23 protein-coding genes are annotated in these 21,223 nt (G+C 45.2%); 7 read left to right on the plus strand and 16 right to left on the minus strand.

What is annotated here, in order from left to right; translation table 11 throughout:
- The 5 genes from A3735_RS17090 to A3735_RS17110 form a co-directional block, all read right to left on the minus strand.
- On the minus strand, positions 1-1,412 hold a 1,412-nt coding region (locus tag A3735_RS17090), incomplete at its 3' end, for an AarF/ABC1/UbiB kinase family protein (protein WP_068506914.1).
- Between the two features lie 3 nt (positions 1,413-1,415).
- Positions 1,416-2,426, minus strand: coding sequence for a lipoyl synthase (gene lipA, locus A3735_RS17095; protein WP_068507899.1), 1,011 nt, complete (start codon positions 2,424-2,426; stop codon positions 1,416-1,418).
- A gap of 32 nt (positions 2,427-2,458) precedes the next feature.
- Positions 2,459-3,082, minus strand: a complete 624-nt coding sequence (gene lipB, locus A3735_RS17100; RefSeq protein ID WP_231872205.1) for a lipoyl(octanoyl) transferase LipB — start codon at positions 3,080-3,082, stop codon at positions 2,459-2,461.
- An 89-nt stretch (positions 3,083-3,171) separates the two neighbouring features.
- Positions 3,172-3,495: a YbeD family protein gene (locus tag A3735_RS17105; RefSeq protein ID WP_082865051.1), complete on the minus strand. Its 324-nt coding sequence runs from the start codon at positions 3,493-3,495 to the stop codon at positions 3,172-3,174.
- A 31-nt stretch (positions 3,496-3,526) separates the two neighbouring features.
- A complete protein-coding gene (locus A3735_RS17110; RefSeq protein ID WP_068507904.1) occupies positions 3,527-4,699 on the minus strand; it encodes a D-alanyl-D-alanine carboxypeptidase family protein in 1,173 nt (390 codons plus the stop codon).
- Positions 4,700-4,871: 172 nt separating this feature from the next.
- On the opposite strand from A3735_RS17110, the gene A3735_RS17115 reads away from it, so the two are divergent.
- Positions 4,872-5,054 carry a hypothetical protein gene (locus A3735_RS17115; protein WP_068507906.1) on the plus strand — a complete coding sequence of 61 codons (183 nt, stop codon included), beginning with the start codon at positions 4,872-4,874 and terminating at the stop codon, positions 5,052-5,054.
- On the opposite strand, the gene A3735_RS17120 is transcribed toward A3735_RS17115, so the two are convergent.
- The 8 genes from A3735_RS17120 to A3735_RS17155 all read right to left on the minus strand — a co-directional run bounded on the left by A3735_RS17120 (position 5,023) and on the right by A3735_RS17155 (position 12,904).
- Positions 5,023-5,838: a septal ring lytic transglycosylase RlpA family protein gene (locus A3735_RS17120; RefSeq protein ID WP_231875460.1), complete on the minus strand. Its 816-nt coding sequence runs from the start codon at positions 5,836-5,838 to the stop codon at positions 5,023-5,025. The genes A3735_RS17115 and A3735_RS17120 overlap by 32 nt on opposite strands.
- A 13-nt stretch (positions 5,839-5,851) precedes the next feature.
- Positions 5,852-6,847: a lytic murein transglycosylase B gene (gene mltB, locus A3735_RS17125; protein WP_068507908.1), complete on the minus strand. Its 996-nt coding sequence runs from the start codon at positions 6,845-6,847 to the stop codon at positions 5,852-5,854.
- Between the two features lie 29 nt (positions 6,848-6,876).
- Positions 6,877-8,022, minus strand: coding sequence for a rod shape-determining protein RodA (gene rodA, locus A3735_RS17130; protein WP_197469920.1), 1,146 nt, complete (start codon positions 8,020-8,022; stop codon positions 6,877-6,879).
- Between the two features lie 28 nt (positions 8,023-8,050).
- Positions 8,051-9,943, minus strand: a complete 1,893-nt coding sequence (mrdA, locus tag A3735_RS17135; protein ID WP_068553355.1) for a penicillin-binding protein 2 — start codon at positions 9,941-9,943, stop codon at positions 8,051-8,053.
- 49 nt (positions 9,944-9,992) lie between these two features.
- Positions 9,993-10,463, minus strand: coding sequence for a 23S rRNA (pseudouridine(1915)-N(3))-methyltransferase RlmH (rlmH, locus tag A3735_RS17140; protein WP_068507911.1), 471 nt, complete (start codon positions 10,461-10,463; stop codon positions 9,993-9,995).
- Between the two features lie 83 nt (positions 10,464-10,546).
- On the minus strand, positions 10,547-10,900 hold the full coding sequence (rsfS, locus tag A3735_RS17145; protein WP_068507913.1) for a ribosome silencing factor: 354 nt from the start codon (positions 10,898-10,900) through the stop codon (positions 10,547-10,549).
- A gap of 65 nt (positions 10,901-10,965) precedes the next feature.
- Complete coding sequence (gene nadD, locus A3735_RS17150; RefSeq protein WP_197475473.1) at positions 10,966-11,595, minus strand: nicotinate-nucleotide adenylyltransferase; 630 nt, start codon at positions 11,593-11,595, stop codon at positions 10,966-10,968.
- Positions 11,596-11,635: 40 nt separating this feature from the next.
- Positions 11,636-12,904: a glutamate-5-semialdehyde dehydrogenase gene (locus tag A3735_RS17155; protein WP_068507915.1), complete on the minus strand. Its 1,269-nt coding sequence runs from the start codon at positions 12,902-12,904 to the stop codon at positions 11,636-11,638.
- Positions 12,905-13,273: 369 nt separating this feature from the next.
- Here A3735_RS17155 and cysD point away from each other — a divergent pair, with 369 nt between their 5' ends.
- The 6 genes from cysD to A3735_RS17185 all read left to right on the plus strand — a co-directional run bounded on the left by cysD (position 13,274) and on the right by A3735_RS17185 (position 18,986).
- Positions 13,274-14,182: a sulfate adenylyltransferase subunit CysD gene (gene cysD / locus A3735_RS17160; protein ID WP_068507917.1), complete on the plus strand. Its 909-nt coding sequence runs from the start codon at positions 13,274-13,276 to the stop codon at positions 14,180-14,182.
- 94 nt (positions 14,183-14,276) lie between these two features.
- Entirely contained in the window at positions 14,277-15,914 is a 1,638-nt protein-coding gene (gene cysN / locus A3735_RS17165; RefSeq protein ID WP_068507920.1) for a sulfate adenylyltransferase subunit CysN, read from the plus strand.
- 105 nt (positions 15,915-16,019) lie between these two features.
- The gene (locus A3735_RS17170) at positions 16,020-17,042 is read left to right on the plus strand and encodes a nucleoid-associated protein (RefSeq protein ID WP_068507922.1); all 1,023 of its coding nucleotides are present in this window, start codon (positions 16,020-16,022) and stop codon (positions 17,040-17,042) included.
- Positions 17,043-17,101: 59 nt separating this feature from the next.
- Positions 17,102-18,106, plus strand: a complete 1,005-nt coding sequence (locus A3735_RS17175) for a rhodanese-related sulfurtransferase (RefSeq protein WP_068507924.1) — start codon at positions 17,102-17,104, stop codon at positions 18,104-18,106.
- A 158-nt stretch (positions 18,107-18,264) separates the two neighbouring features.
- The gene (locus A3735_RS17180; protein ID WP_068507927.1) at positions 18,265-18,579 is read left to right on the plus strand and encodes a Bor family protein; all 315 of its coding nucleotides are present in this window, start codon (positions 18,265-18,267) and stop codon (positions 18,577-18,579) included.
- Positions 18,576-18,986, plus strand: a complete 411-nt coding sequence (locus A3735_RS17185) for a hypothetical protein (RefSeq protein WP_068507930.1) — start codon at positions 18,576-18,578, stop codon at positions 18,984-18,986. The genes A3735_RS17180 and A3735_RS17185 overlap by 4 nt, the downstream gene beginning before the upstream one ends.
- Before the next feature lie 15 nt (positions 18,987-19,001).
- Here A3735_RS17185 and A3735_RS17190 read toward each other — a convergent pair whose 3' ends face one another.
- From A3735_RS17190 to A3735_RS32605, 3 genes are read right to left on the minus strand one after another with little or no spacing between them, the layout of a single operon-like run.
- Positions 19,002-20,348, minus strand: a complete 1,347-nt coding sequence (locus A3735_RS17190) for an MATE family efflux transporter (RefSeq protein ID WP_068507932.1) — start codon at positions 20,346-20,348, stop codon at positions 19,002-19,004.
- Positions 20,349-20,389: 41 nt separating this feature from the next.
- Positions 20,390-21,091: a tRNA (guanosine(18)-2'-O)-methyltransferase TrmH gene (gene trmH / locus A3735_RS17195; protein ID WP_068507934.1), complete on the minus strand. Its 702-nt coding sequence runs from the start codon at positions 21,089-21,091 to the stop codon at positions 20,390-20,392.
- A 3-nt stretch (positions 21,092-21,094) separates the two neighbouring features.
- Positions 21,095-21,223, minus strand: a complete 129-nt coding sequence (locus A3735_RS32605; RefSeq protein ID WP_369820536.1) for an MAPEG family protein — start codon at positions 21,221-21,223, stop codon at positions 21,095-21,097.

Raw genomic sequence — 21,223 nt, forward strand, 5'->3', positions numbered from 1 at the left:
TACCGGACGTTAAAGGCTTCAACATAAGGTGCCAATAGGTCCTGCCCCTTAAACTGACCATTAAGTACCGAAATAAAGGTATAGACGCCTACCAGCTTTCGATTCAGGAACACAAATTCTTTTGGCGGAATTTTAAAGTAACGACTAATTGCCGAAACAGCAGCTCGCTTGGCAATACGTGAAGGCAAATCACTATCGCGCCAACGATACTCTCCCTGCTCATTAAAAGATTCAGAACCCGCAGCAGACTGGTCTTTCGCTAAAGGCTCCAGCACTGCAATACAAACCCCGGCAAACTCTTCCAGGATTTTTCGCGGCCAGTCTGCTTGCATAAACTTTAACGCAATCCCACCACGAATAACACCTTCCAGGTCAGCTTCATAAGCAGCTGAAATCATTTGACATACAGGGTTAATAAATTGCTGTGGATACTTTTGCACAGCGCCAAAATCCAGTAACACTATTCTATCTTTGCCACTCTCTTCACCAATTCGTATTCGATAATTACCGAAATTTGGATCAGTTTGAATCTCGTGCCAGACGAACAACTCTTGCAGAAACAGCGCCAAAGATGATTTAGCCAGATTATTACGACGCGCCTGAGACAACTCAGCAACACGCTCGCTAGAAACATTTTCACCCTCTTCGTAGCTTGTAGCCATAACATTTTCGCAGGAGAACTGAAAATACACTTTTGGAACAATGAATCGAGGATCATCTTGAAGCATTTGAGAGAAGCGGGCTGTCGTTTCAGCTTCTAGGTGGTAATCTACCTCCCGATGCATCATCACTCTAACCTCTTCCAACCAATCGTTAAACGCTGGTCCTGCAGTAACCACCCTCGCCAAGCGAAGTATTTGTGCGACAGCATCCAGATCGGCATCAATTGCCTGAGCAACTCCCGGGTACTGAACCTTCAAGCAAATGACTTCACCTGTTTCGATTATTTTTGCACGATGAACCTGTCCTAGCGAAGCTGTGCCTATTGGCTCTTCTTCAACTTCAAGCTTATCCATATTCGCTGCGCCAAGGTGCTCGAACAAAACACCTCGAATGACCGGCCATTCCAGCGCAGTAGTATTTTCTTCAAGAGTATGGAGAGCTTCGGTAACTTCAGGTGGCAGAAAGTGTTCGCCATAAAGCGCCATGACCTGCCCGATTTTAACCACACTCCCCTTCAGCATTCCTAACTCACGAACAAGAAAGTGAGCTTGATCCGAAAGTGCCTTTTTGCGCTTTTCAGCTCTAGCCTCTTTGCCGGAAAATAAAGAGGTAGTCATATGACCAGCCATCCGCGTACCGGCCAGTAAGCCTGCTTTAGTCAGACTCAAACGACGCTCAAAGCTACCCGTTTTGATAGCTGAAACTGTTTTATTACTTTGAGTATTAGAGTCTTTCTTGGACTTTGACATAAGCTACACTTTTGGCAGAGATTCGCCCTTCGCTTGTTTATCTGCATGATAAGAAGAGCGGACCATTGGGCCACTAGCAACATGTTTGAATCCAAGCTCTTTGGCAAGCACCGCTAAATCATCAAACTCTTGTGGCGTGACAAAACGCTCTAAAGCCAGGTGATCTTTACTCGGCTGCAAATACTGCCCCAGGGTTAACATATCAACATCATGCGCACGAAGGTCACGCATCACTTGCTCGACCTCCTCAATCGTTTCACCAATTCCTAACATCAAACCCGACTTGGTTAGTACATTGGGAGCCAAAGCCTTATAAGACTTGAGCAAATCCAAAGACCATTGATAATCAGAACCAGGACGAACCTTTTTATAAAGAGAAGGAACTGTTTCAAGGTTATGGTTGAACACATCTGGCGGTGTTTGCTTTAGGATATCGAGCGCAACTTCCATACGGCCACGAAAGTCTGGCACTAATATCTCAATTTCAATATCGCTGCTACGTTCTCTGATTTCGTTTACACAATCAGCAAAGTGCTGAGCACCACCATCACGCAAATCGTCACGATCTACGGAGGTAATCACAACATAACGCAAAGCCATATCTGCAATTGCAATCGCTAACTCACGAGGTTCGTTTTCAGCAAGTGGCTTGGGACGACCGTGAGCAACATCGCAAAACGGACATCGTCGAGTACATATATCCCCCATTATCATGAAGGTAGCGGTGCCGCCGCCGAAGCACTCTCCCAAATTCGGGCAAGAAGCCTCTTCACAAACACTATGTAGTTTATGCTTACGTAGCTTACCCTTTATCTCATCAATCTTTGGGGTTGCCGGAACCCGAACGCGAATCCAGTCTGGCTTTCGTGGCATTTTTTCAGTAGGAATGACTTTAACGGGTATTCTGGCGACCTTCTCGGCGCCACGAAGCTTTTCACCCTGCACAGCTCGCTTAATCGTCTTAGCACTACTGCCTGTCTTCGCGTCGGCACTACCCTTGGGAGAATCTGTCATAACTACCTTCTACTAAATTTAATTTTGAGCAATTAACTGTCTTTATATTCCATAACAATATCGTCATAGGAAAAAGACTTTCGCAGCTCATTAACCAAGCAACCTGCCGCTCTCTCAACAGCAACATCTTCTTGGAAATCACACAGCTGAACCATTTTGAGATCTTGATAGCCACAAGGGTTAATACGCCCAAAAGGCTCAAGGTTCATATCGATATTGAGACTCAAACCATGAAACGAACGCCCATGCCTGATACGCAAGCCCAGTGAAGCAATTTTATCTTCTCCCACATAAACACCGGGAGCATCTTTTTTAGGTGCAGCCTGAATACCGTATAAGGCCAACATATTGACCAAAGCCTGCTCTATTCTAGAAACAAGGTCTCGAGCACCAATTCCCATACGGTTTATATCGAGCATAAGATAAATTACAAGTTGTCCCGGGCCATGATAGGTAACCTGACCACCCCGGTCGACAGGTACAACAGGAATATCTCCTGGCGCTAGAATATGCTCTTCTTTTCCGGCCTGCCCTTGCGTGAAAACAGGCTCATGCTGCAGCACCCATATTTCATCTTCGGTCTGCTCGTCGCGCTGGTCGGTAAATTCCTGCATTGCTCGCCAGACTTTTTCATAAGGCTGGAGACCGTGTAACATTTTTACTTGTAAATGCTGGCCAAACGCTGGGCCATTTGAGTTTTGAGCTTTCTCTGTCATCGCTATCGCCCTCAGATCAACATGCCAGACTAGATAACCATTTTTATATGGCCAGTCGCCATCAAGGCTTCATGTATCGCTTTTAACTGAGCTTCGCCAGTCGCGTATATATGAAAACGCACCGAGACGAAGGTTCCCTTGCTGCTTTCATTCAAGGTAACCCGATTCTCATCCAGGTCTGGAGCATGAACCTTAACGGTTTCAATCACCAAAGCTTTCAAATCAATATTATTAGAACCAATTGCTTTAATCGGATAATCACAAGGAAACTCTATTTTAACTTCATCTTCAGATGAAGAAGCTGATAGACCTTTAGCTGAAGAGTTACTCAGTATCACAGGTTTCTTTATCATCACACTACCTCCAACCAAGAACTAATTTTCATTAAGAAAACAAACCAATGAAAAACAACTTAATCATATCCAACAGGCGTTTAAAGAAGCCACCCTCGGGCACGGGCTCCAAAGCTACTAAAGCTTCATCAACAATTACTTTACCGTCAAGAGACACAAGTAAGCGGCCGTATTCTTGTCCCACGGCAACAGGCGCTTCAATTACATTATCTACTTTAAGCTCTGCTTTAAGGTCATCTTTTTGACCCCGAGGAATCGTTACTATTACGTCTTCGGCTAAGCCCAACTGGAAAGAATCCAAAGCACCCTTCCAAACCTGGCTATCTGTCAGTACTTCACCAGCCTTGTACAGTTCGTGCGTCTGATAATATCTAAAGCCATAGTTTAACAACTTCTGTGTCTCTTTAGCTCTGGCATTTTCACTATTCGTACCCATGACAACACTAATCAAGCGCATACCATTGCGCTTAGCTGACGCGACAAGGCAATAACCTGCTTCTTCAGTATGTCCGGTCTTTAAGCCATCGACTGACTTATCACGCCACAACAAGCGATTGCGGTTTGGCTGCCTTATATTGTTATAGGTGAAGTATTTTTCAGAATACAAAGGGTACTGATCAGGAAAGTCATTAATGATCGCAAGAGCCAGCTTTGCCAAATCAGAGGCTGATGAATAATGCCCTTCAGCAGGCAAGCCTGTAGCGTTCATAAAGTTGGAGTTTGTCATGCCCAGTAGTTGAGCTTGCTGATTCATGATATCGGCAAATGCATCTTCGCTACCAGCAACATACTCAGATAGCGCAATACTTGCGTCATTGCCTGACTGAATAATTACGCCTTTGAGCAGCTCTTCAAGCAAAACTTTTGAGCCTTCCTTGATGAACATTTTTGACCCGCCAGTGCGCCAAGCCTTAACGCTCACTGGAACCTCGTCATATAAATTGATATTACCTTGAGCTACTTCGCTTTCGACGATGTATGCGGTCATCATCTTAGTCAAGCTGGCGGGTGGCAACTGAACGTAGCTTTCATGCTCTACGATTACTTCGCCACTCGTGGCATCCATTAAAATATAAGAGCTAGCTGAAACCTGTGGCGGAGAAGGAATAAGAGCTGGCTTAGCAAATGCGTCGGCAACATGGAATCCGAGAAGTAACAACAAAGAATAAAGTGGTAACACCTTACCTAGTGATCTGAACATCATTAAAAACCCGATTTTGATTTATATGAACGAAGTGACATATATTGAAGAAAGCAAGTCTAACCGAATTCAGCAATCGATTCATCCATAAGCGAAGACCAATAAGCCAATCTGTATTAAAATTAACGCTTCAGCTAATACAGACTTCTAACGAACAAGAAGAGGTATAAACGAAATGAAGGAACTCAAAAACGGCTCTGTTGACAGCGCACAAACAGTTAAAGCAGGCTGTGGAATTCGCTACGACCCTGAACAGCTAGACGGAGATTGCGGCTTCGATTTTTCACAAGCTGAAAACATGAAGCCTGAGAAAGAAGCCCATATACCTAAGAGCCCGGAGCCAACACAGGACGACTAATCACAACAGGTGCACCAACCTCACTGTCGGATAAATGAGCCTTTAACTTTTCTGCAGCGCTCATGTCATCAACTGGTCCAACTCTGACACGATAGATATTAGCCCCTTCAGCCTTCCCTACAAACGCAGAGTGAGCCAAGCCCATTCTCTGTAGACGCTGGAGAAGGTTATTAGCCGAAGCCTGATTAGATAGCGCCGCCACTTGAACAAAATAGGCTAAGCGGTCTTTGCTTTCTTTTACCCCCGAAGCCTCCTCACCACTCACTGTTGGTTTTGGTACAACGATTGATTCTAGTAAAAGCCTGGCAGTTCCTTTGTTGTGGTAATCCAGCTTCTTGGCTGCGGCATAAGATAGATCTAATATTCTACCTTCATGAAATGGCCCACGGTCATTAACTCTAACCACAACCGACCTTTGATTTTCGAGATTTGTCACCTTCAAATAGGCAGGAAGAGGCAAGGTCTTATGCGCTGCCGACATGGCATACATATTATAAATCTCACCATTTGAAGTCAGCTCACCATGAAACTTCAAGCCGTACCAAGAGCCAATCCCCTCCTCGCGATACTCCTTAATCGAATCGAGCAGGTGATACTCCTTTCCTCGCACAGTATAAGGAGAGTAATTGCCTTTTGGGCTGATTGGCTCCCATTTAGGGATTGCATCTGGCACCTTGGATACATCGAACTCTCCAGTAGGCCCGACATCATGCTTCATGCTGTAGCGAGAACTACTACAAGCCAGCAAAAGCAGGGCCAGGCAACACAAGAGAATGCAACGCAAACTACTCAACACCTTAGTTCATTCCTAGCTTTAGAGCCTCGGAAAGCTGGTAAACTGCCATCGCATATAAATGACTATGGTTATAGCGAGTAATCACGTAAAAATTCCTCAAGGTTAACCAATACTCTTCACCGGTAGCCCCTTGAAGTATCTGAAGTTTCGCAGGCATATTCTTATCCAAACCAGCAGGAAGACGCAAACCGTGTGCCTCAAAATCAGCTACCATATGCGACGGCTTGAGCTTCTTATGAACAAGCTCTTGATAACCCTCTCCTAAGTCTGACTTTTCTAGCTGAAAAGCGACTGGCTGCCCCTCGGACCATTTATGCATCTTAAAATAGTTAGCAACACTTCCCACCGCATCGGTAGCGTTATTAAGAATGTCCGCAACCTTATCGCCATCGAAATCAACTGCGTAGTGACGATAGCTACTTGGGATAAACTGGCCGTAACCCATCGCACCCGCATATGAGCCTTTCAAGTCTAAGGCTGCAAAGCCCTGCTCTTTAGACAGAAGAAATACTTGCTCTAACTCTTTTGTGAAAAACTTTGAACGAGGCGGATAGTCAAAAGCTAAAGTTGAAAGTGCATCCACCACACGATAACTCCCCTTGTTACGGCCGTAGCGAGTTTCAACACCTATTATGGCAGCAATAACATGAACCGGAACACCGTACTTTTCCTGAGCCCGGTTTAGGCTCTCTCGGTTTTCTTCAATGAAGGCTAAACCTTTCTTAATTCGATCATCGGTAAGAAATATCTTTCGATAACCCTTCCATTCGAGGCGCTTCTCTGCAGGTCGAGCAATTGCTTTCAGAATACTATCTTTCTTTTCTGCCTGAGAAAATATTTCAGCTAACTTTGCACTTTCAAAGCCGTGCTTACTAACCATCATATCAATAAAGCTTTTAGCTTTTTCGTGCTCAATATAGTTCGCATTTGCCGAAGAAACCGACAACAGCATCAGGCAAGCTGAGATTACAAAAAACAATTTATTTCCTGAACGCATACATAATCCTTTTATTGTTCGCAATTCGCTTAGCGCGACAGCATCTTTCTATGAGTATGAATTGACATCAGTACACCAAATGCCGCCATTAGAGTTACCGCAGAGGTGCCGCCATAACTTACCAACGGAAGTGGCACACCCACAACAGGTAAGATACCACTTACCATACCGATATTTACAAAAACATATACAAAAAATGTCATGACCAGACTGCCCGCCAATAGACGACCATATGAATCCTGAGCCTTAAGCGCTATGAACAGCCCCCTGAATATAATCAGTAAATATAGAAGCAACAACCCCAAGACGCCAACAAAACCAAACTCTTCTGCACAGACTGCAATAATAAAATCGGTATGACTTTCAGGTAAAAAATTCAGTTGAGACTGAGTACCTTCAAGCCACCCCTTCCCCCAGGTGCCGCCAGAGCCAATCGCCGTTTTCGATTGAATAATATTCCAACCTGAGCCTAGCGGATCACTTTCTGGGTCGAGAAAAGTTAGGACACGTTGTTTTTGGTAATCTCGCATCACAAACATCCACATAAGCGGCGCAAAAGATGCGAGTAAAACAGCAAAGCCCCCGACTAGCCTCCAGCTCAAACCCGCAAACATTAATACAAAAACACCCGAGGCGGCAATTAAGATTGAAGTCCCCAAATCCGGCTGCTTAACAATGAGCAATACCGGAATAAAAACGAGCACCAATGATCCCATGACAGCCTTAAAGCTTGGAGGTAAATAACGCGCAGCCAAAAACCATGCAACCATCATCGGCACCACCAACTTCATAAACTCAGAGGGCTGAAAACGCGGTAAACCTGGTAGCTGTAACCATCGCTGTGCACCTTTAGCACCCGTTCCAAAGAAAATAACCCCTATCAACGCTGCGACACCAATAACATATAGCCATGGAGACCAACGCCGGTAGACATTGGGATCTAGCTGAGCAAAAACAAACATCACAACAAATGCAATACCGAAGCGTGTCGCCTGTTTTTCGACATACACCATATCTTGACCACCTGCGCTATATAAAATAGCCAGACCAACGGCACACAACAATAGAAGCAAGCCCAACATGATCGGGTCTAGGTGCAAGCGAAACAGAAGACCACCACTATTGCGCAAGTGACTTTCTGCCCCGGGCATCTGCCTTAGAAACTCTCTACTCATTTGATTCGCGACTCAAATATCAAAACGACTATTCCTTTGGAGTATCTGGATTAGAGGAAGCTATATGCCCGAGAGAAATCAACCACTCATCAAACATGGCCCTAGCAACTGGCGCAGCAGCACTACTTCCTCCTCCCCCATTTTCAACAATCACCGCCACGGCAATTTGGGGCTCATCCAACGGCGCAAAACCAACAAATAAAGCGTGATCTCGATGTCTCTCGATCAAGGCTTCAGCATCATATTTTTCGCCCTGAGCAATACCTACTACCTGAGCTGTTCCGGTTTTTCCCGCCATTTTATAACTAGCATTGCGACCACTACCGCGAGCCGTCCCATGACGGCCATGCATCACATCAGCCATCGACTCAATAATATAATCAAGGTCTTCCGGCCTGCTAAGATCAAGGTCAGGCATTTCAACCTCACGACGGCGAGCAGAATATTCGCTTTCTCCCTTTCTTAGGGAAATCGACCTCAATAGAGTTGGTGCAACCCAGCGTCCCCGGTTTGCCAAAAATGCTGTAGCCGTTGCCAACTGCAATGGCGTTGCAAGCATAAAACCTTGACCAATCCCTAGGTTCAGTGAGTCACCTGGATACCAAGAGCGACCTTTTAGGGCCTTCTTCCACTCACGAGTTGGTAAAATCCCGGATCTTGCTTCAGAAATATCCAAAGCAGTATTACTCCCAAAACCGAAATAGCCTAAATACTTAGACATCTGATCAACACCCATTTTAAACGCGAGATCGTAAAAATAGGTATCGCATGACTGAGCAATAGCAGATCTTAAATTTATACGCCCATGCCCTTCCCGCTTCCAGTCGCGATATATCCGCTCATCATTTTGTAATTGATAACGTCCCTCATCCCAAATGCTAAACTCTCGCGTGGTCGTATTGGTATCAAGACCGCCTAAACCGACCATAGGCTTAATCGTAGAGCCAGGTGGATACTGCCCTTTTAATGCCCTGTTAAATAAAGGAAGATCCAAAGAATCTCTTAGCTCGCCATAAGACTTGTAATCAATCCCCGTAACAAAAGCATTTGGATCAAAGCTCGGCGTACTAACCATTGCCAGTATGCCGCCGGTTTCAGGCTCTATTGCGACCACGGCTCCCCTATTTGAGCCAAGTAGCTCCACTGCCCGGTTTTGCAGCTGTGCATCCATATGTAGAGTAAGATTTCTACCTGGCACCGGATCACTTCTATCCAACACCCGCAAAACCCTGTTACTGGCGTTTGTTTCTACGGTTTGAAAGCCAACCTGACCATGCAATTCTGACTCATAAAATTTTTCAACTCCAAGCTTGCCGATATAGTTAGTCGCCGAGTAGTTTTGCTCATCGACCTTTTTTAGCTCTTTTTCATTTATTCTTCCGACATAACCGATCGAATGCGCAGTATCTTTCGCCATCGGGTAGTGTCTAGCGAGCTCGGCAAGTACCTTCACTCCCTTCAGTTCATGCCTGCGCACCTCGAGCATCGCAATTTCTTTCTCGGTCAACTTACTTTTTAGAATAACAGGGTGAAATGGTCTTCTGGCCCGTTTTAAACGTTTTTTAAAGCGCCTCACATGATCATCAGAAATTGATATGACTTGGGCAATCGAAGCAATACTTTCATCAATGGAGGCGCTGTCTTCTGGTGTAATCGCGACACTGAAAATTGGCCGATTGTCAGCTAGCAAAATACCGTTTCGGTCATAAATCAAACCACGGTTTGGTGCAATCGATTGCAACTGCATGCGATTCTTATCGGATAAAGTTTGAAAATGCGTATGATTAGTAATCTGCAGGTAGTACATGCGGAAGATCAATCCGCCCGTCAAACTCAAGACAAAGATTGACGCCACAATCGTGCGAAAAGCATAAATTCGCTTCTCTCGATTCGAGTCCTTAAGGCGACGATCAGACTTCAAACCCAACTCCCCTGAAATAGATCGAATACACTGCAAACACTCTTTTTAATCATGAACGGTGATAAGGGTGATTCTGCGTAACCGTCCAAGCCCTATATAGCTGCTCAGCAAGCACAACACGAACAATGGGATGAGGTAATGTTAATGCAGAGAGAGACCACTGCTGATCAGCACGAGCTCGACATTCATTGCTTAAGCCGTCCGGCCCACCAATAAGAATAACTAGATTTTTGCCACTCATTTGCCAGTTTTCAAGGTTAGAGGCTAACTTCTCCGTACTCCAGTTAACACCTTTAACCTCAAGCGCAACAACATGATCCTGACTATTAATTTGAGCGAGTATAGCCGCACTCTCTTTTTGAATAGCGCGCTTGATATCGGCATTCTTACTACGATTCCCCAAGGGAATCTCGATAAACTCTAAAGGAAGGTCTTTAGGAAGGCGCTTAACATATTCGTTTGCGCCTTCCGTCACCCACTTCGGCATTTTAGTACCAACAGCAAGTATTTTTATTTTCATCGCTATCGCAATTCACAAACAGTGCAGAGATTGAATTATGCTTATTACATAAGCCAAAGGAAAAACTAAAGAAAAGGCTATAGTTAATGCTCAGTCATTGAGGCACTGGCATCCGGGCCATCACGCCAAAAGCCTTCCAGGTCATAAAATGTGCGTGAAGCGGGAAGCATCACATGAACGACAACCTCGCCCAGATCAACCAAAACCCAGTCACTGCCATCAGCACCTTCAATACCTAAAGGCCGTCCGCCTTTATCTTTTACTTCGGAAACCAAATTTTCTGCAAGAGACTTAACGTGTCTGCTCGAAGTCCCTGAAGCGATCACCATATAGTCTGTGACGCTAGTTTTATCTTTAACATCCAGCACACAGATATTATCAGCTTTAAGATCCTCTAAAGCCTCGACCACTACAGTTTTCAATTCTTCAGTTTGCATACGTTCTTTGTGTTCCCCATTTGGTTAATTTTGCCTGCTCTGAAACAGCGTTTCAAAACAGCAACTCACTCTCGATAAAGCGCATTATCACAGATATAGTCTTCAACCGCACCTATCACAAGGTAACGAATGCTTTTATTTTTCCTGACCGCTTCACGAATGGCAGTGCTAGAGATATCTAACTGCGTCAAATCAAGCATCAAAGCTAAGCCGCCCGGCTGCTCATGCAAGTAATTGGCAGACATAACCCATTCAAAGCCAAGTTGCTCCAGACATTGCTTTATATCGCCTTCAAGTTCACCCGGGCGCTTTACAACAACAATATGCGTCTGCTTTGATAGCTGCTCTGCCTGACGCCAGGTTCTTAAACCTCGCGCAGCATCAGTCCCCATGACGATACTCAAGGCCTGATCACCAAGCTCTTGACGCATCTCGCGAACTGATTCAATGGTATAACTTGGACAACCCCGCCGAATCTCTCGCTCATCAACATTCAAACACGAGTCATGAGCTGTCGCCAGCTTCAACATTTCAAGGCGAGAGTCAGCACTTGCCGACACACTATCCTTATGCACAGCCTGGTAACAAGGCATCAAGTCGACACTGTTGACACCCAGTTCCGAGACAAGCTCGGTGGCCATGCGCAAATGACCAACATGAACCGGGTCGAAAGTACCACCGAAAACAACTTTCACGAAGTTAGACTTCTCATAAGGAATCTAATTAATGCAGGCCTCACTGACGGATATGCCCATCGCCCAGCACCACAAATTTTTCCGAAGTTAAGCCATGCAGACCAACCGGCCCACGCGCGTGAATCTTATCGGTTGAAATGCCGATTTCTGCACCCAAACCATATTCAAAGCCATCAGCAAATCGCGTTGAGGCATTGATCATTACCGAGCTGGAATCGACACTCGCTAGGAATTGACGACCTTTTGTATAGTTCTCGGTAACAATTGAGTCAGTATGGTGCGAACCGAACTCATTGATGTGCGCAATGGCTTCCTGCATACCCTCTACCACCTTAATAGATAATACCGGCGCAAGATATTCTGTCTGCCAATCTTCCAGCGTCGCATCCTTCGCAGCAAAACCCGCATTATTCAAGATTGTGCAAGTTTGCTCACAGCCACGTAGCTCAACCTCTTTTTCTGCATATAAAACTGCTAACTGGGGCAGAACCTCTTCAGCGACAGGCGCATCAACCAAAAGCGTTTCCATCGTATTGCAAGTGCCATAACGATGCGTTTTTGCATTCAATGAAATTGCCTTCGCCTTTTCAATATCCGCATCACGGTCGATAAACACGTGACATATACCGTCCAAGTGCTTAATTACTGTCACCTTAGCGTCTCGACTGATTCTCTCGATCAGACCTTTTCCGCCACGAGGCACGATCACATCGACATATTCTGGCATGGTGATCATTTCACCCACTGCCGCGCGATCTGTCGTTTCAATCACCTGAACAGCCGTTTCAGGCAAGCCAGCTTCAGACAAACCTATTGCGATACAGCTCGCGATGGCCTTGTTTGAATGAATAGCTTCTGAACCGCCACGAAGAATCGTTGCATTACCCGATTTAATACACAGGCTCGCCGCTTCAACCGTTACATTTGGTCTAGACTCATAGATAATCCCAATCACACCAAGCGGCACACGCATCTTGCCAACCTGAATACCGGAAGGCATATACTTGAGATCGTTAATAATTCCAACAGGATCATCAAGCCCTGCTACTTGCTGCAAGCCTTCAATCATGCCATCTATACGCGCTGGCGTAAGCTCCAAACGATCAAGCATCGCATCATCCAAACCATTTTCACGCCCAGCCTCAAGATCCTTTTTATTCTCTTGAATCAACATATCACGCTTGGCATTCAAAGCATCAGCGGTTGCTAATAGAGCTTTGTTTTTTAATCCGGTACTGACTGAAGTCATCTGGCTAGCAGCTTGACGAGCTGCCTCACCCACTTTGACCATATAGGCTTTAACGTCCATCTTCTTCTCTTGGCTTAATTATCAAAAACGCGATTATAGCGTGTTCCTACTGCCGCTCCTAGTACTAGCAATGTAGCACCCCAAAAAGAGCCGCCAAACAGCGATAAACTAAACACAAGACATCCGTATTTCTTACTGATATCGAGACATCTTAAATAGAACATTATATTCTAAACATCTGATCTTTTAGCATAAGTGAGAATATAAGCGCACTCCACCACCACTCACTAAAGCACCACATCCCTTATTATTTAGCGACAAGCCTGTTATAATTCCGCACCCTTTTGTTAGGTAGCAGCCTATAGAAATAGCAGCTATCCACTTAAACACGATTTTTTCGTTTATTGACCTCTGGTAAGAGTTACATATATGTCGCAATACAATTTGACTCATTTAAAGCAATTGGAAGCTGAAAGCATCCACATCATTCGAGAAGTAGCCGCTGAATTTGATAATCCGGTAATGCTCTATTCTGTCGGTAAAGATTCCGCTGTTATGCTGCACTTGGCTCGCAAAGCTTTTGCACCAGGTAAGCCACCTTTCCCTCTAATGCATGTTGACACTACCTGGAAATTCCAGGAAATGATCAAGTTTCGTGACGAGACCGTTAAAAAGTATGGCTTCGATCTGATCGTGCATATCAACCAGGAAGGCGTTGATCAAGGCATCGGACCTTTTACTCACGGTAGTGCCAAGCACACCGACGTAATGAAAACCCAAGGTCTTAAACAAGCACTGGACAAATATCAGTTTGACGCAGCCTTCGGTGGCGCACGACGTGACGAAGAAAAGTCTCGCGCTAAAGAACGTGTTTACTCTTTCCGTGATGAAAACCACCGCTGGGACCCAAAGAATCAGCGCCCTGAATTATGGAATACTTATAACGGTAAGATTAATAAAGGTGAAAGCATTCGTGTATTCCCTTTATCTAACTGGACAGAACTTGATATCTGGCAGTACATCCACCTGGAAAACATCGATATCGTTCCACTTTATTTCTCAGCGAAGCGACCTGTTGTTGAACGTGACGGCGTCATGATCATGGTTGATGATGAACGTATGCCGATTGAAGAAGGTGAAAAGGTAGAGATGAAGTCGGTACGCTTCCGTACGCTTGGTTGCTACCCGCTAACGGGTGCAGTTGAGTCTGAAGCGACAACCTTGCCCGAAATAATTCAGGAAATGCTACTAACCACCTCCTCTGAAAGACAAGGCCGCGTCATTGATCACGACCAGGCAGGCTCAATGGAGCAGAAGAAGCGCGAAGGTTATTTCTAGGCCAGCATATACGTACAAAGCTGATACATAGCAACCAAGATTATTGCCTCACGCTAAGACCCAGCGCGAGGCAGCAAATAAAGAGATAGTTTACATGTCACACCAGTCAGATCTTATCAGTGAAGATATTAACGAATATCTGAAGCAACACGAACAAAAAGAACTACTACGTCTTCTTACTTGTGGTAGCGTTGACGACGGCAAGAGCACACTTATTGGCCGACTACTTCATGACTCTCAAATGATTTATGAAGATCAACTTGAAGCAATTAAGAAAGACAGCGTTAAGTCCGGCACCAACGAAGGTGAAATCGACCTTGCACTATTAGTTGACGGCCTACAGGCTGAGCGCGAGCAAGGCATCACCATTGATGTTGCTTATCGTTATTTCTCAACTGCTAAACGCAAGTTCATCATCGCCGACACTCCCGGACACGAGCAATATACTCGTAACATGGCAACTGGTGCGTCAACTGCTGACCTGGCAATCATCCTGATCGATGCACGTCACGGTGTATTAACGCAAACCAAACGTCACTCATTTATTGCTTCTTTACTGGGTATTAAGCACGTCATCGTTGCCATCAATAAGATGGATCTGGTTGACTACAGCGAAGAGCGCTTTAATGAAATCAAGAGCGATTACCTTTCATTCTCTGACCAGTTAGATTTGGGCGATATCCAGTTTGCACCACTTTCTGCACTGAAAGGTGTTAACACAATCAGCAATAGCGACAAGACACCTTGGTACAAAGGCAAGCCTCTAATGGAGATGCTTGAGTCAGTCGAAATAGCTAAAGACAAGAATCTGGAAGACTTCCGCCTACCAGTACAATACGTTAACCGCCCTAACCTTAACTTCCGTGGTTTCTGTGGAACGATTGCTTCGGGTATCGTTAAGCCTGGCGATAAAATTACTGCACTTCCTTCGGGTAAAAGCAGTACCGTAAAAGAAGTCGTGACCTTTGAAGGTTCACTGGATGAAGGTTTCGCAGGTCAAGCGGTTACGCTTACCTTGAATGATGAAATCGATATCAGTCGTGGCGATATGATTGTTCAGTCTGACAATCACCCAACGGTAAGTTCTGCGGTAAAAGCACATATCGTTTGGATGTCTGAAGACAAAATTCAGCCAGGCAAGCTTATTGATATTAAACTTGGTTCCAAGCAGGCTTCAGCGTCAATTCAGTCAATTGAGCATTTAATTGACGTTAATACGCTTGAGAAAAAGGATGCCAGCGAACTAGAGCTTAACAGTATTGCATTGTGTACGATCCATGCAAACCAGACACTTGCGTTTGACCCATATGGTGAAAACAAAGCAACGGGCGCCTTCATTATTATCGACCGTCTAACCAACGTAACGGTTGGCGCAGGCATGATCGTTGAAGCCGCTGAAGATACTAGCGCACAGTGGGAACCTGTTAGCGAAGCAGAGCGTGCAGCGCGTTTAGATCACCAGGTAGCCTCGATTATTGCTTGCTCAGGTGAAGCGGGTGATGTACTCGCTCAAGCCGCTGAGCGTAAGCTGTTCAATCAGGGTCGAACTTGCCTGTTGATCACCTCTCACATGGCCGACAACGATGCAGATAAACTCTTGATTGCTAAGGCAGCTAAAGAAGCAGGCTTAATTGCAATTACCTCATTGGAAGGCAGTTCAGATATTGCAGATACCGTACTATCAGCAACATCTGACGTAGATATTCCTGAACAGGTAAAAGGGCTTAGCTAAATTTGATTCACTGAGATACTCATCTCAGTAAGCCTAACCCAAAGACAGGGGCTACGATTTACTTCGTAGCCCCTTATTTCATTGGACACAGAGAGAACTCAATCCATGGCTATTACTTCGCTAGTTTTTCATAAGATTACTCGCTGGCAAGAAGATCAACCTTCAGAAATTCAACTCTGTGAGCAGGCACCTGACGTCACTGCAGATCATGAAGGACTCTTCAGTCAACTTAAAAAAGTCTTTCAATTCAAAGCAGGTAAATTCCACGGTCAATTTGATGAAGACTATAGTAGTGCCCCCTATCAAAACTGGTTGAAAGAGCAACTGGATGGAAAAATCAGCTTCGAGAAGCTAAGCCTTCTCTACATGAATCAACTCAAAGACCTAGTGGATAAAACCAGCGAGAGCTTTGAAGCCACTATCCTTACGGTTCATGAGGAACGTGCAGATGGCCCTCGAGTCTATATCTTTGCGCTGGAAACAAATTCCGGCCTACTCCTAGACTCTGGGCTTAATCTCGATACCGTGGACTACCTCAACACAAATAAAATGGATCTTGCCCTGCGCATCGACCTTGATGACTGGCTTTCAGAAAGCGAAAGTACTGACCCATACCTTTGCTTGGTCCGCGCACGCTCAAAAGCCAAAATAGGTGAAGCATTCACTCAGTCAATCGGTTTCAAGAGCTCTATCGACAGCGCAAAAGAAACTGAAACGCTAATGGAAGTATTAGCAGGCTACACCAAAGAAACCGAACCCAAGCAAGCTGCTCAGCTTCATCAAAAAGCCTATGACTTTTGCGTTGAACAGCAGCAGCTAGGTGAAGCAGTGCCGATTAATGAGCTATCGGGCTTCCTTGATGAAAATGAACCCACCCGCTTTGCTCAATTCGCAGAACAAGAAGCGCAACTAGACACCAGCCAAACCCTGCGCCCAGACACTCGTAAGCTAAAGCATTTGGTCAGAATCTCTGGCAAGGGCAATGGTTTAAGCCTGTCCTTTTCATCAGACCTTATGCAGCAAACAATCTTGTTTGATGAGCAGTCAAATACGCTCACTATTACAGAAATCCCCAAGAGCCTGAAAAAACAGATTCTTGAACACATTAAGGACAAGCAAGAAAACTAGTTCTTAACACTAAACCAAGGCGCCGGATTTACGTTCCGGTCATGCTGATAGGAAATAACATGTCTACCACACCAAACGAGCAAACTTACGTTGTTTGCGCATTATATAAATTTGTCACACTCGAAAATTACAAAGAGATTCAAACCCCTCTTCTTGAATTGATGAAGAGCATCGACGTACGAGGCACCCTACTACTTGCAGAAGAAGGCATCAACGGCACCGTTGCTGGCTCTAGAGCGGGCATAGACAAACTTCTTGAGTGGTTAAAGTCAGACCCACGTTTGAGCGATCTTAGCTATAAGGAGTCTTTCACCCAAGAAGCTCCGTTTGCCCGAACCAAGGTAAAACTGAAAAAAGAAATCGTCACCATGGGCGTTGAAGGCATAAACCCTAAGGAAGTAGTTGGCACCTATGTAAAGCCAAAGGACTGGAACGCACTCATCTCTGACCCTGAAGTTCTACTAGTCGATACGCGAAATGATTATGAGGTCGAAATTGGCACCTTCCAACATGCCTTGAACCCTCGAACCGAAAGCTTTAGAGAGTTCCCTCAGTACGTTGCAGAAAACCTGGATAAGGCAAAGCACAAAAAAGTCGCGATGTTTTGTACGGGCGGTATTCGTTGTGAAAAATCGACAGCTTACCTGAAAGAACAAGGTTTTGAAGACGTTTATCACCTTGAAGGCGGCATCCTTAAATACTTAGAAGAAGTTCCAGCTGAAGAGACCATGTGGGAAGGCGAATGCTTTGTCTTTGATGAACGCGTAGCAGTCAATCACCAACTGGAGAAAGGTCGTTACGATCAATGTAATGCATGTCGTCTTCCAATTACAGAAGAAGATAAATCTAGCGAGCTTTATGTTGAGGGCGTTAGCTGCCCAAGGTGTCACGACATGCACACCGAAGCACAAAAAGCCCGCTTCGCTGAACGACAGAAGCAAATAGAACTCGCTAAGCTGCGCCATGAGAAACACATTGGTGGCGATGTCAGCGAGACGATTGCTCGACGTAAACTTGAAAAGCAAGCAGCAATCAAAGCGCAGCAAGAGAAGTTAAGCAAGTAATACAGTTGGCCTCATTAGCTTATACGGGCGCCTCTTAGCAGGCCTCGTATAACTTTTATCGCAGGTACTTCATTTTTTTGCATACTGGTTCGCCTGAAGTCTCGCAAAACTCGCTATAATTCCCCAGAATAATAGACTGTTTGATACATGGATGCGCAATGAGCAAAATTTCTACCCTCTTTGTCTTATTTCTTGCAATTAGCTTGGGAGGCTGCGCTGCGGTCACCATTACCGAAAGCGGCCCCTCTGACTTCAGATACCGCCCTCATTATGAAGAATCCAAACATTTCTTTTTATGGGGCTTTATCGGCGAGCATCACATTGACGTCACCAAAATTTGTCGCCAACAACCCGTAAAACAAATGCAAAGCAAATACTCGGCAACAGATGTGCTATTTGCCACCTTATCTCTAGGCTTATACCTCCCCAGAACTGCGAAAGTCTGGTGTGAACTGGAGAATGACGATTCATGAAACAGCTAAATAAATTACTAAGTGCCACCCTGCTAGCGACGACAATAGCGATGAGCCAAGGCTGCGCAGTGATCCATTTTGAAAATGGCGAAGTCGTGCCTGACCCCGTACCGTCTCTATTTGACTTCTCATCAGATGTATCCGAAGACGATTTGGATGCCAGCTCAGGCAAGCGCTACCGCAGGTGGTATCACCACAGCATTTATCAGTTCGCTGAATTAAGCAATGCCCTTGAAACAAGTCAGGTTTGTGTCGGCCTTGACTGGAACCAGGTTACTACTGAGGTTACACCAGTAGATGTGGTGGTCGGCTTGCTGGATAACGCATTATTCTACAACGCCTCGGCTATGGGAATTGACCTCTGGTCTCATTGGAGCATTGAATACTCCTGCCGAACGCCTCAATAGTCAGCGAAACAGAAACTAGTGCGACTGCATAGACTTATGTCGTCGCACCTCGCGAAACAGCAAAGCTGAAAGCACGAGCGCACTGACTGCCAGCCCTACTCCCATACCTCCCCACACGCCTACCGCACCATAGGGCTCCAGCAAGAAGTAAGAAATAGGCATACCGACACACCAATAGCTAATAATCGCTGCCAATGTCGGCGAAGCTCCAAGCTTAAAGCCCCTAAGGGCGCCCATACTAATCACCTGCCAAGCGTCAACCACCTGAAAGATTGCAGCAACTAGAAGAATTGAAGCCACTAACTGAACAAATTCCTGGTAATTCTCCGCTAGAAGCTGTTCCTTTTGTACAAACAGCTGCACCAAAGTTTCAGGTGCAAAGATAAATATTATTGCAGCAAAACAAGCGCTTACAAGTGCCAGTACAAAACCTGAACCCACAGCTTGTGGAACCTGCCCAACAGCATTCTGCCCGTATAACTCCCCCACCTTAACTGAAACCGCTTGGGAGATCCCCAGTGGCACCATAAAACTTAAGGTAGCTGCCTGAAGCGCAACATGATGAGCAGCCAGAGCTGTCGCCCCCAACCACCCAATCATGATTGCTGCAGCCGAAAACATTCCCACCTCCATTGCATGGGCCAAAGCGATAGGTAATCCAAGCCTTAGCGTTTCAAGAAATTGCGAAAGAGAAAAGTTTTGCCAGCCCTTCCAAAAAGGAAATCCCTTAAATTCATCGCGTCGATAACTCAAAAACACCAATCCCAGAAACATCGCCCAGGAAATAATACAGGTTCCTAAGGCTATGCCTTCCAGGCCCATTTTTGGAAAACCCAAATAGCCTTCCATCAACACCAGACTAACCGGGTAATTTGAAACGGCTGCTATTAGGCTAATAGGAAGAATAAGCCTTGAATTACCTAAGCCAACAACCAAACTGCGCATCAAGATAAAACCAAATGCTGGCAACAATGCCCATAAAACAAGATCTAAATATGATTGAGCAAAAAAAACCAGCTCAGACAGCTGGCCAAAGAAAAGTAAGACAGGCGAGATATTAACCAAGCCAAAAGCAAAGACGACAAAAAGAATCACCACCAATAAGCTACCAGACAAGACTGCACGGTGGATTTCACTTTGATTACCACTGCCCTTAGCAAAAGCAACCATATTAGCCGTAGCGACTAAAGCACCAATACCAACGATGTAAAAGAATTGATATACAACTGCGCCCAAACCACCACCAGCAAGCACATCAACCCCTAAACGCCCCATCAATAGCGTATCGATCAAACCCATTAAAGCAAATGAGATTTGCCCTATTACCAATGGGCCAGCAAGGCTAAAGATAGCTTTCAACATAGGAGAGAGTCTTGTTCTAGTGAGCTTTTATCGCTCAAAGTTTATTCTGAAGCAGAATCACGCTTAGCTCTGATACTCGCATACCATTGTGAGGGGTTTATTATCTCACCGTCCTCTTCACTAACTTCGGGATATGGAAGTTTGTTCTGGTGGCAATAGCTAGCGACTTTAGGGTGCGCCCAGCGAAAGAAAGTTTCCTGATAGGTTTTACCATCTAAACGAACCTGATCATAAGACCCAGCCAAGGACCGCTGCCTTTGCGCTTCAGCGAGAATAATGGCTGCGGCAACCGATACGTTAAATGACTCCACCATACCAAGCATCGGAATCACAATATGCTGATCCACCTTGGCCGCTGCGATATCACTGACGCCCTTCTTTTCATTACCTAATAGAATCGCGCAAGGCTTAGTATAGTCAACATCCCTATAATCAATTGCGCTATCAGACAGATGCGCAGCATAAACCTTATAGTCCTTTTCATGCAGGGTATCAATCGCCTCTGGCATTGACTCATGTCGAACAATATCCACCCAACGATCACTGCCCATTGCCGTACCACTATAAGGGCGATGCTTATCCCAGGGCCATACCATATTTAGTTCTTGGATACCGACCGCATCGCTGGTTCGAACCAGTGCAGCAATGTTTCTCGGCTTATGAATCTGTTCTGTCAGTAGCGTTAAATCTGGCTGTCTGAGGTCTAACGTGCGCTTTAGTTTTTGGTAACGTTCTGGTGTCATGTCTTATCGAGTGACTAAAATTAGAATATTAACAACGGCCATTGCCAGCAAGCACAACCATGTAAACAAAGTACCGTAAAAACGACCTTTAGTCGGACCATTCTTCTTCGATAAGCCATAAGCATGTGCAAT

The sequence above is a fragment of the Oleiphilus sp. HI0061 genome, from assembly GCF_001635675.1.

What these genes read in the sequence shown, in the direction of transcription:
- lipA (WP_068507899.1), bottom strand. Translation starts at nt 2,426, where the DNA reads ATGACAGATTCTCCCAAGGGTAGTGCCGACGCGAAGACAGGCAGTAGT.
- lipB (WP_231872205.1), bottom strand. Translation starts at nt 3,082, where the DNA reads ATGTTACACGGTCTCCAGCCTTATGAAAAAGTCTGGCGAGCAATGCAG.
- A3735_RS17105 (WP_082865051.1), bottom strand. Translation starts at nt 3,495, where the DNA reads ATGATAAAGAAACCTGTGATACTGAGTAACTCTTCAGCTAAAGGTCTA.
- A3735_RS17110 (WP_068507904.1), bottom strand. Translation starts at nt 4,699, where the DNA reads ATGATGTTCAGATCACTAGGTAAGGTGTTACCACTTTATTCTTTGTTG.
- A3735_RS17115 (WP_068507906.1), top strand. Translation starts at nt 4,872, where the DNA reads ATGAAGGAACTCAAAAACGGCTCTGTTGACAGCGCACAAACAGTTAAA.
- mltB (WP_068507908.1), bottom strand. Translation starts at nt 6,847, where the DNA reads ATGCGTTCAGGAAATAAATTGTTTTTTGTAATCTCAGCTTGCCTGATG.
- rodA (WP_197469920.1), bottom strand. Translation starts at nt 8,022, where the DNA reads ATGAGTAGAGAGTTTCTAAGGCAGATGCCCGGGGCAGAAAGTCACTTG.
- rlmH (WP_068507911.1), bottom strand. Translation starts at nt 10,463, where the DNA reads ATGAAAATAAAAATACTTGCTGTTGGTACTAAAATGCCGAAGTGGGTG.
- rsfS (WP_068507913.1), bottom strand. Translation starts at nt 10,900, where the DNA reads ATGCAAACTGAAGAATTGAAAACTGTAGTGGTCGAGGCTTTAGAGGAT.
- A3735_RS17155 (WP_068507915.1), bottom strand. Translation starts at nt 12,904, where the DNA reads ATGGACGTTAAAGCCTATATGGTCAAAGTGGGTGAGGCAGCTCGTCAA.
- cysD (WP_068507917.1), top strand. Translation starts at nt 13,274, where the DNA reads ATGTCGCAATACAATTTGACTCATTTAAAGCAATTGGAAGCTGAAAGC.
- cysN (WP_068507920.1), top strand. Translation starts at nt 14,277, where the DNA reads ATGTCACACCAGTCAGATCTTATCAGTGAAGATATTAACGAATATCTG.
- A3735_RS17170 (WP_068507922.1), top strand. Translation starts at nt 16,020, where the DNA reads ATGGCTATTACTTCGCTAGTTTTTCATAAGATTACTCGCTGGCAAGAA.
- A3735_RS17175 (WP_068507924.1), top strand. Translation starts at nt 17,102, where the DNA reads ATGTCTACCACACCAAACGAGCAAACTTACGTTGTTTGCGCATTATAT.
- A3735_RS17180 (WP_068507927.1), top strand. Translation starts at nt 18,265, where the DNA reads ATGAGCAAAATTTCTACCCTCTTTGTCTTATTTCTTGCAATTAGCTTG.
- A3735_RS17185 (WP_068507930.1), top strand. Translation starts at nt 18,576, where the DNA reads ATGAAACAGCTAAATAAATTACTAAGTGCCACCCTGCTAGCGACGACA.
- A3735_RS17190 (WP_068507932.1), bottom strand. Translation starts at nt 20,348, where the DNA reads ATGTTGAAAGCTATCTTTAGCCTTGCTGGCCCATTGGTAATAGGGCAA.
- trmH (WP_068507934.1), bottom strand. Translation starts at nt 21,091, where the DNA reads ATGACACCAGAACGTTACCAAAAACTAAAGCGCACGTTAGACCTCAGA.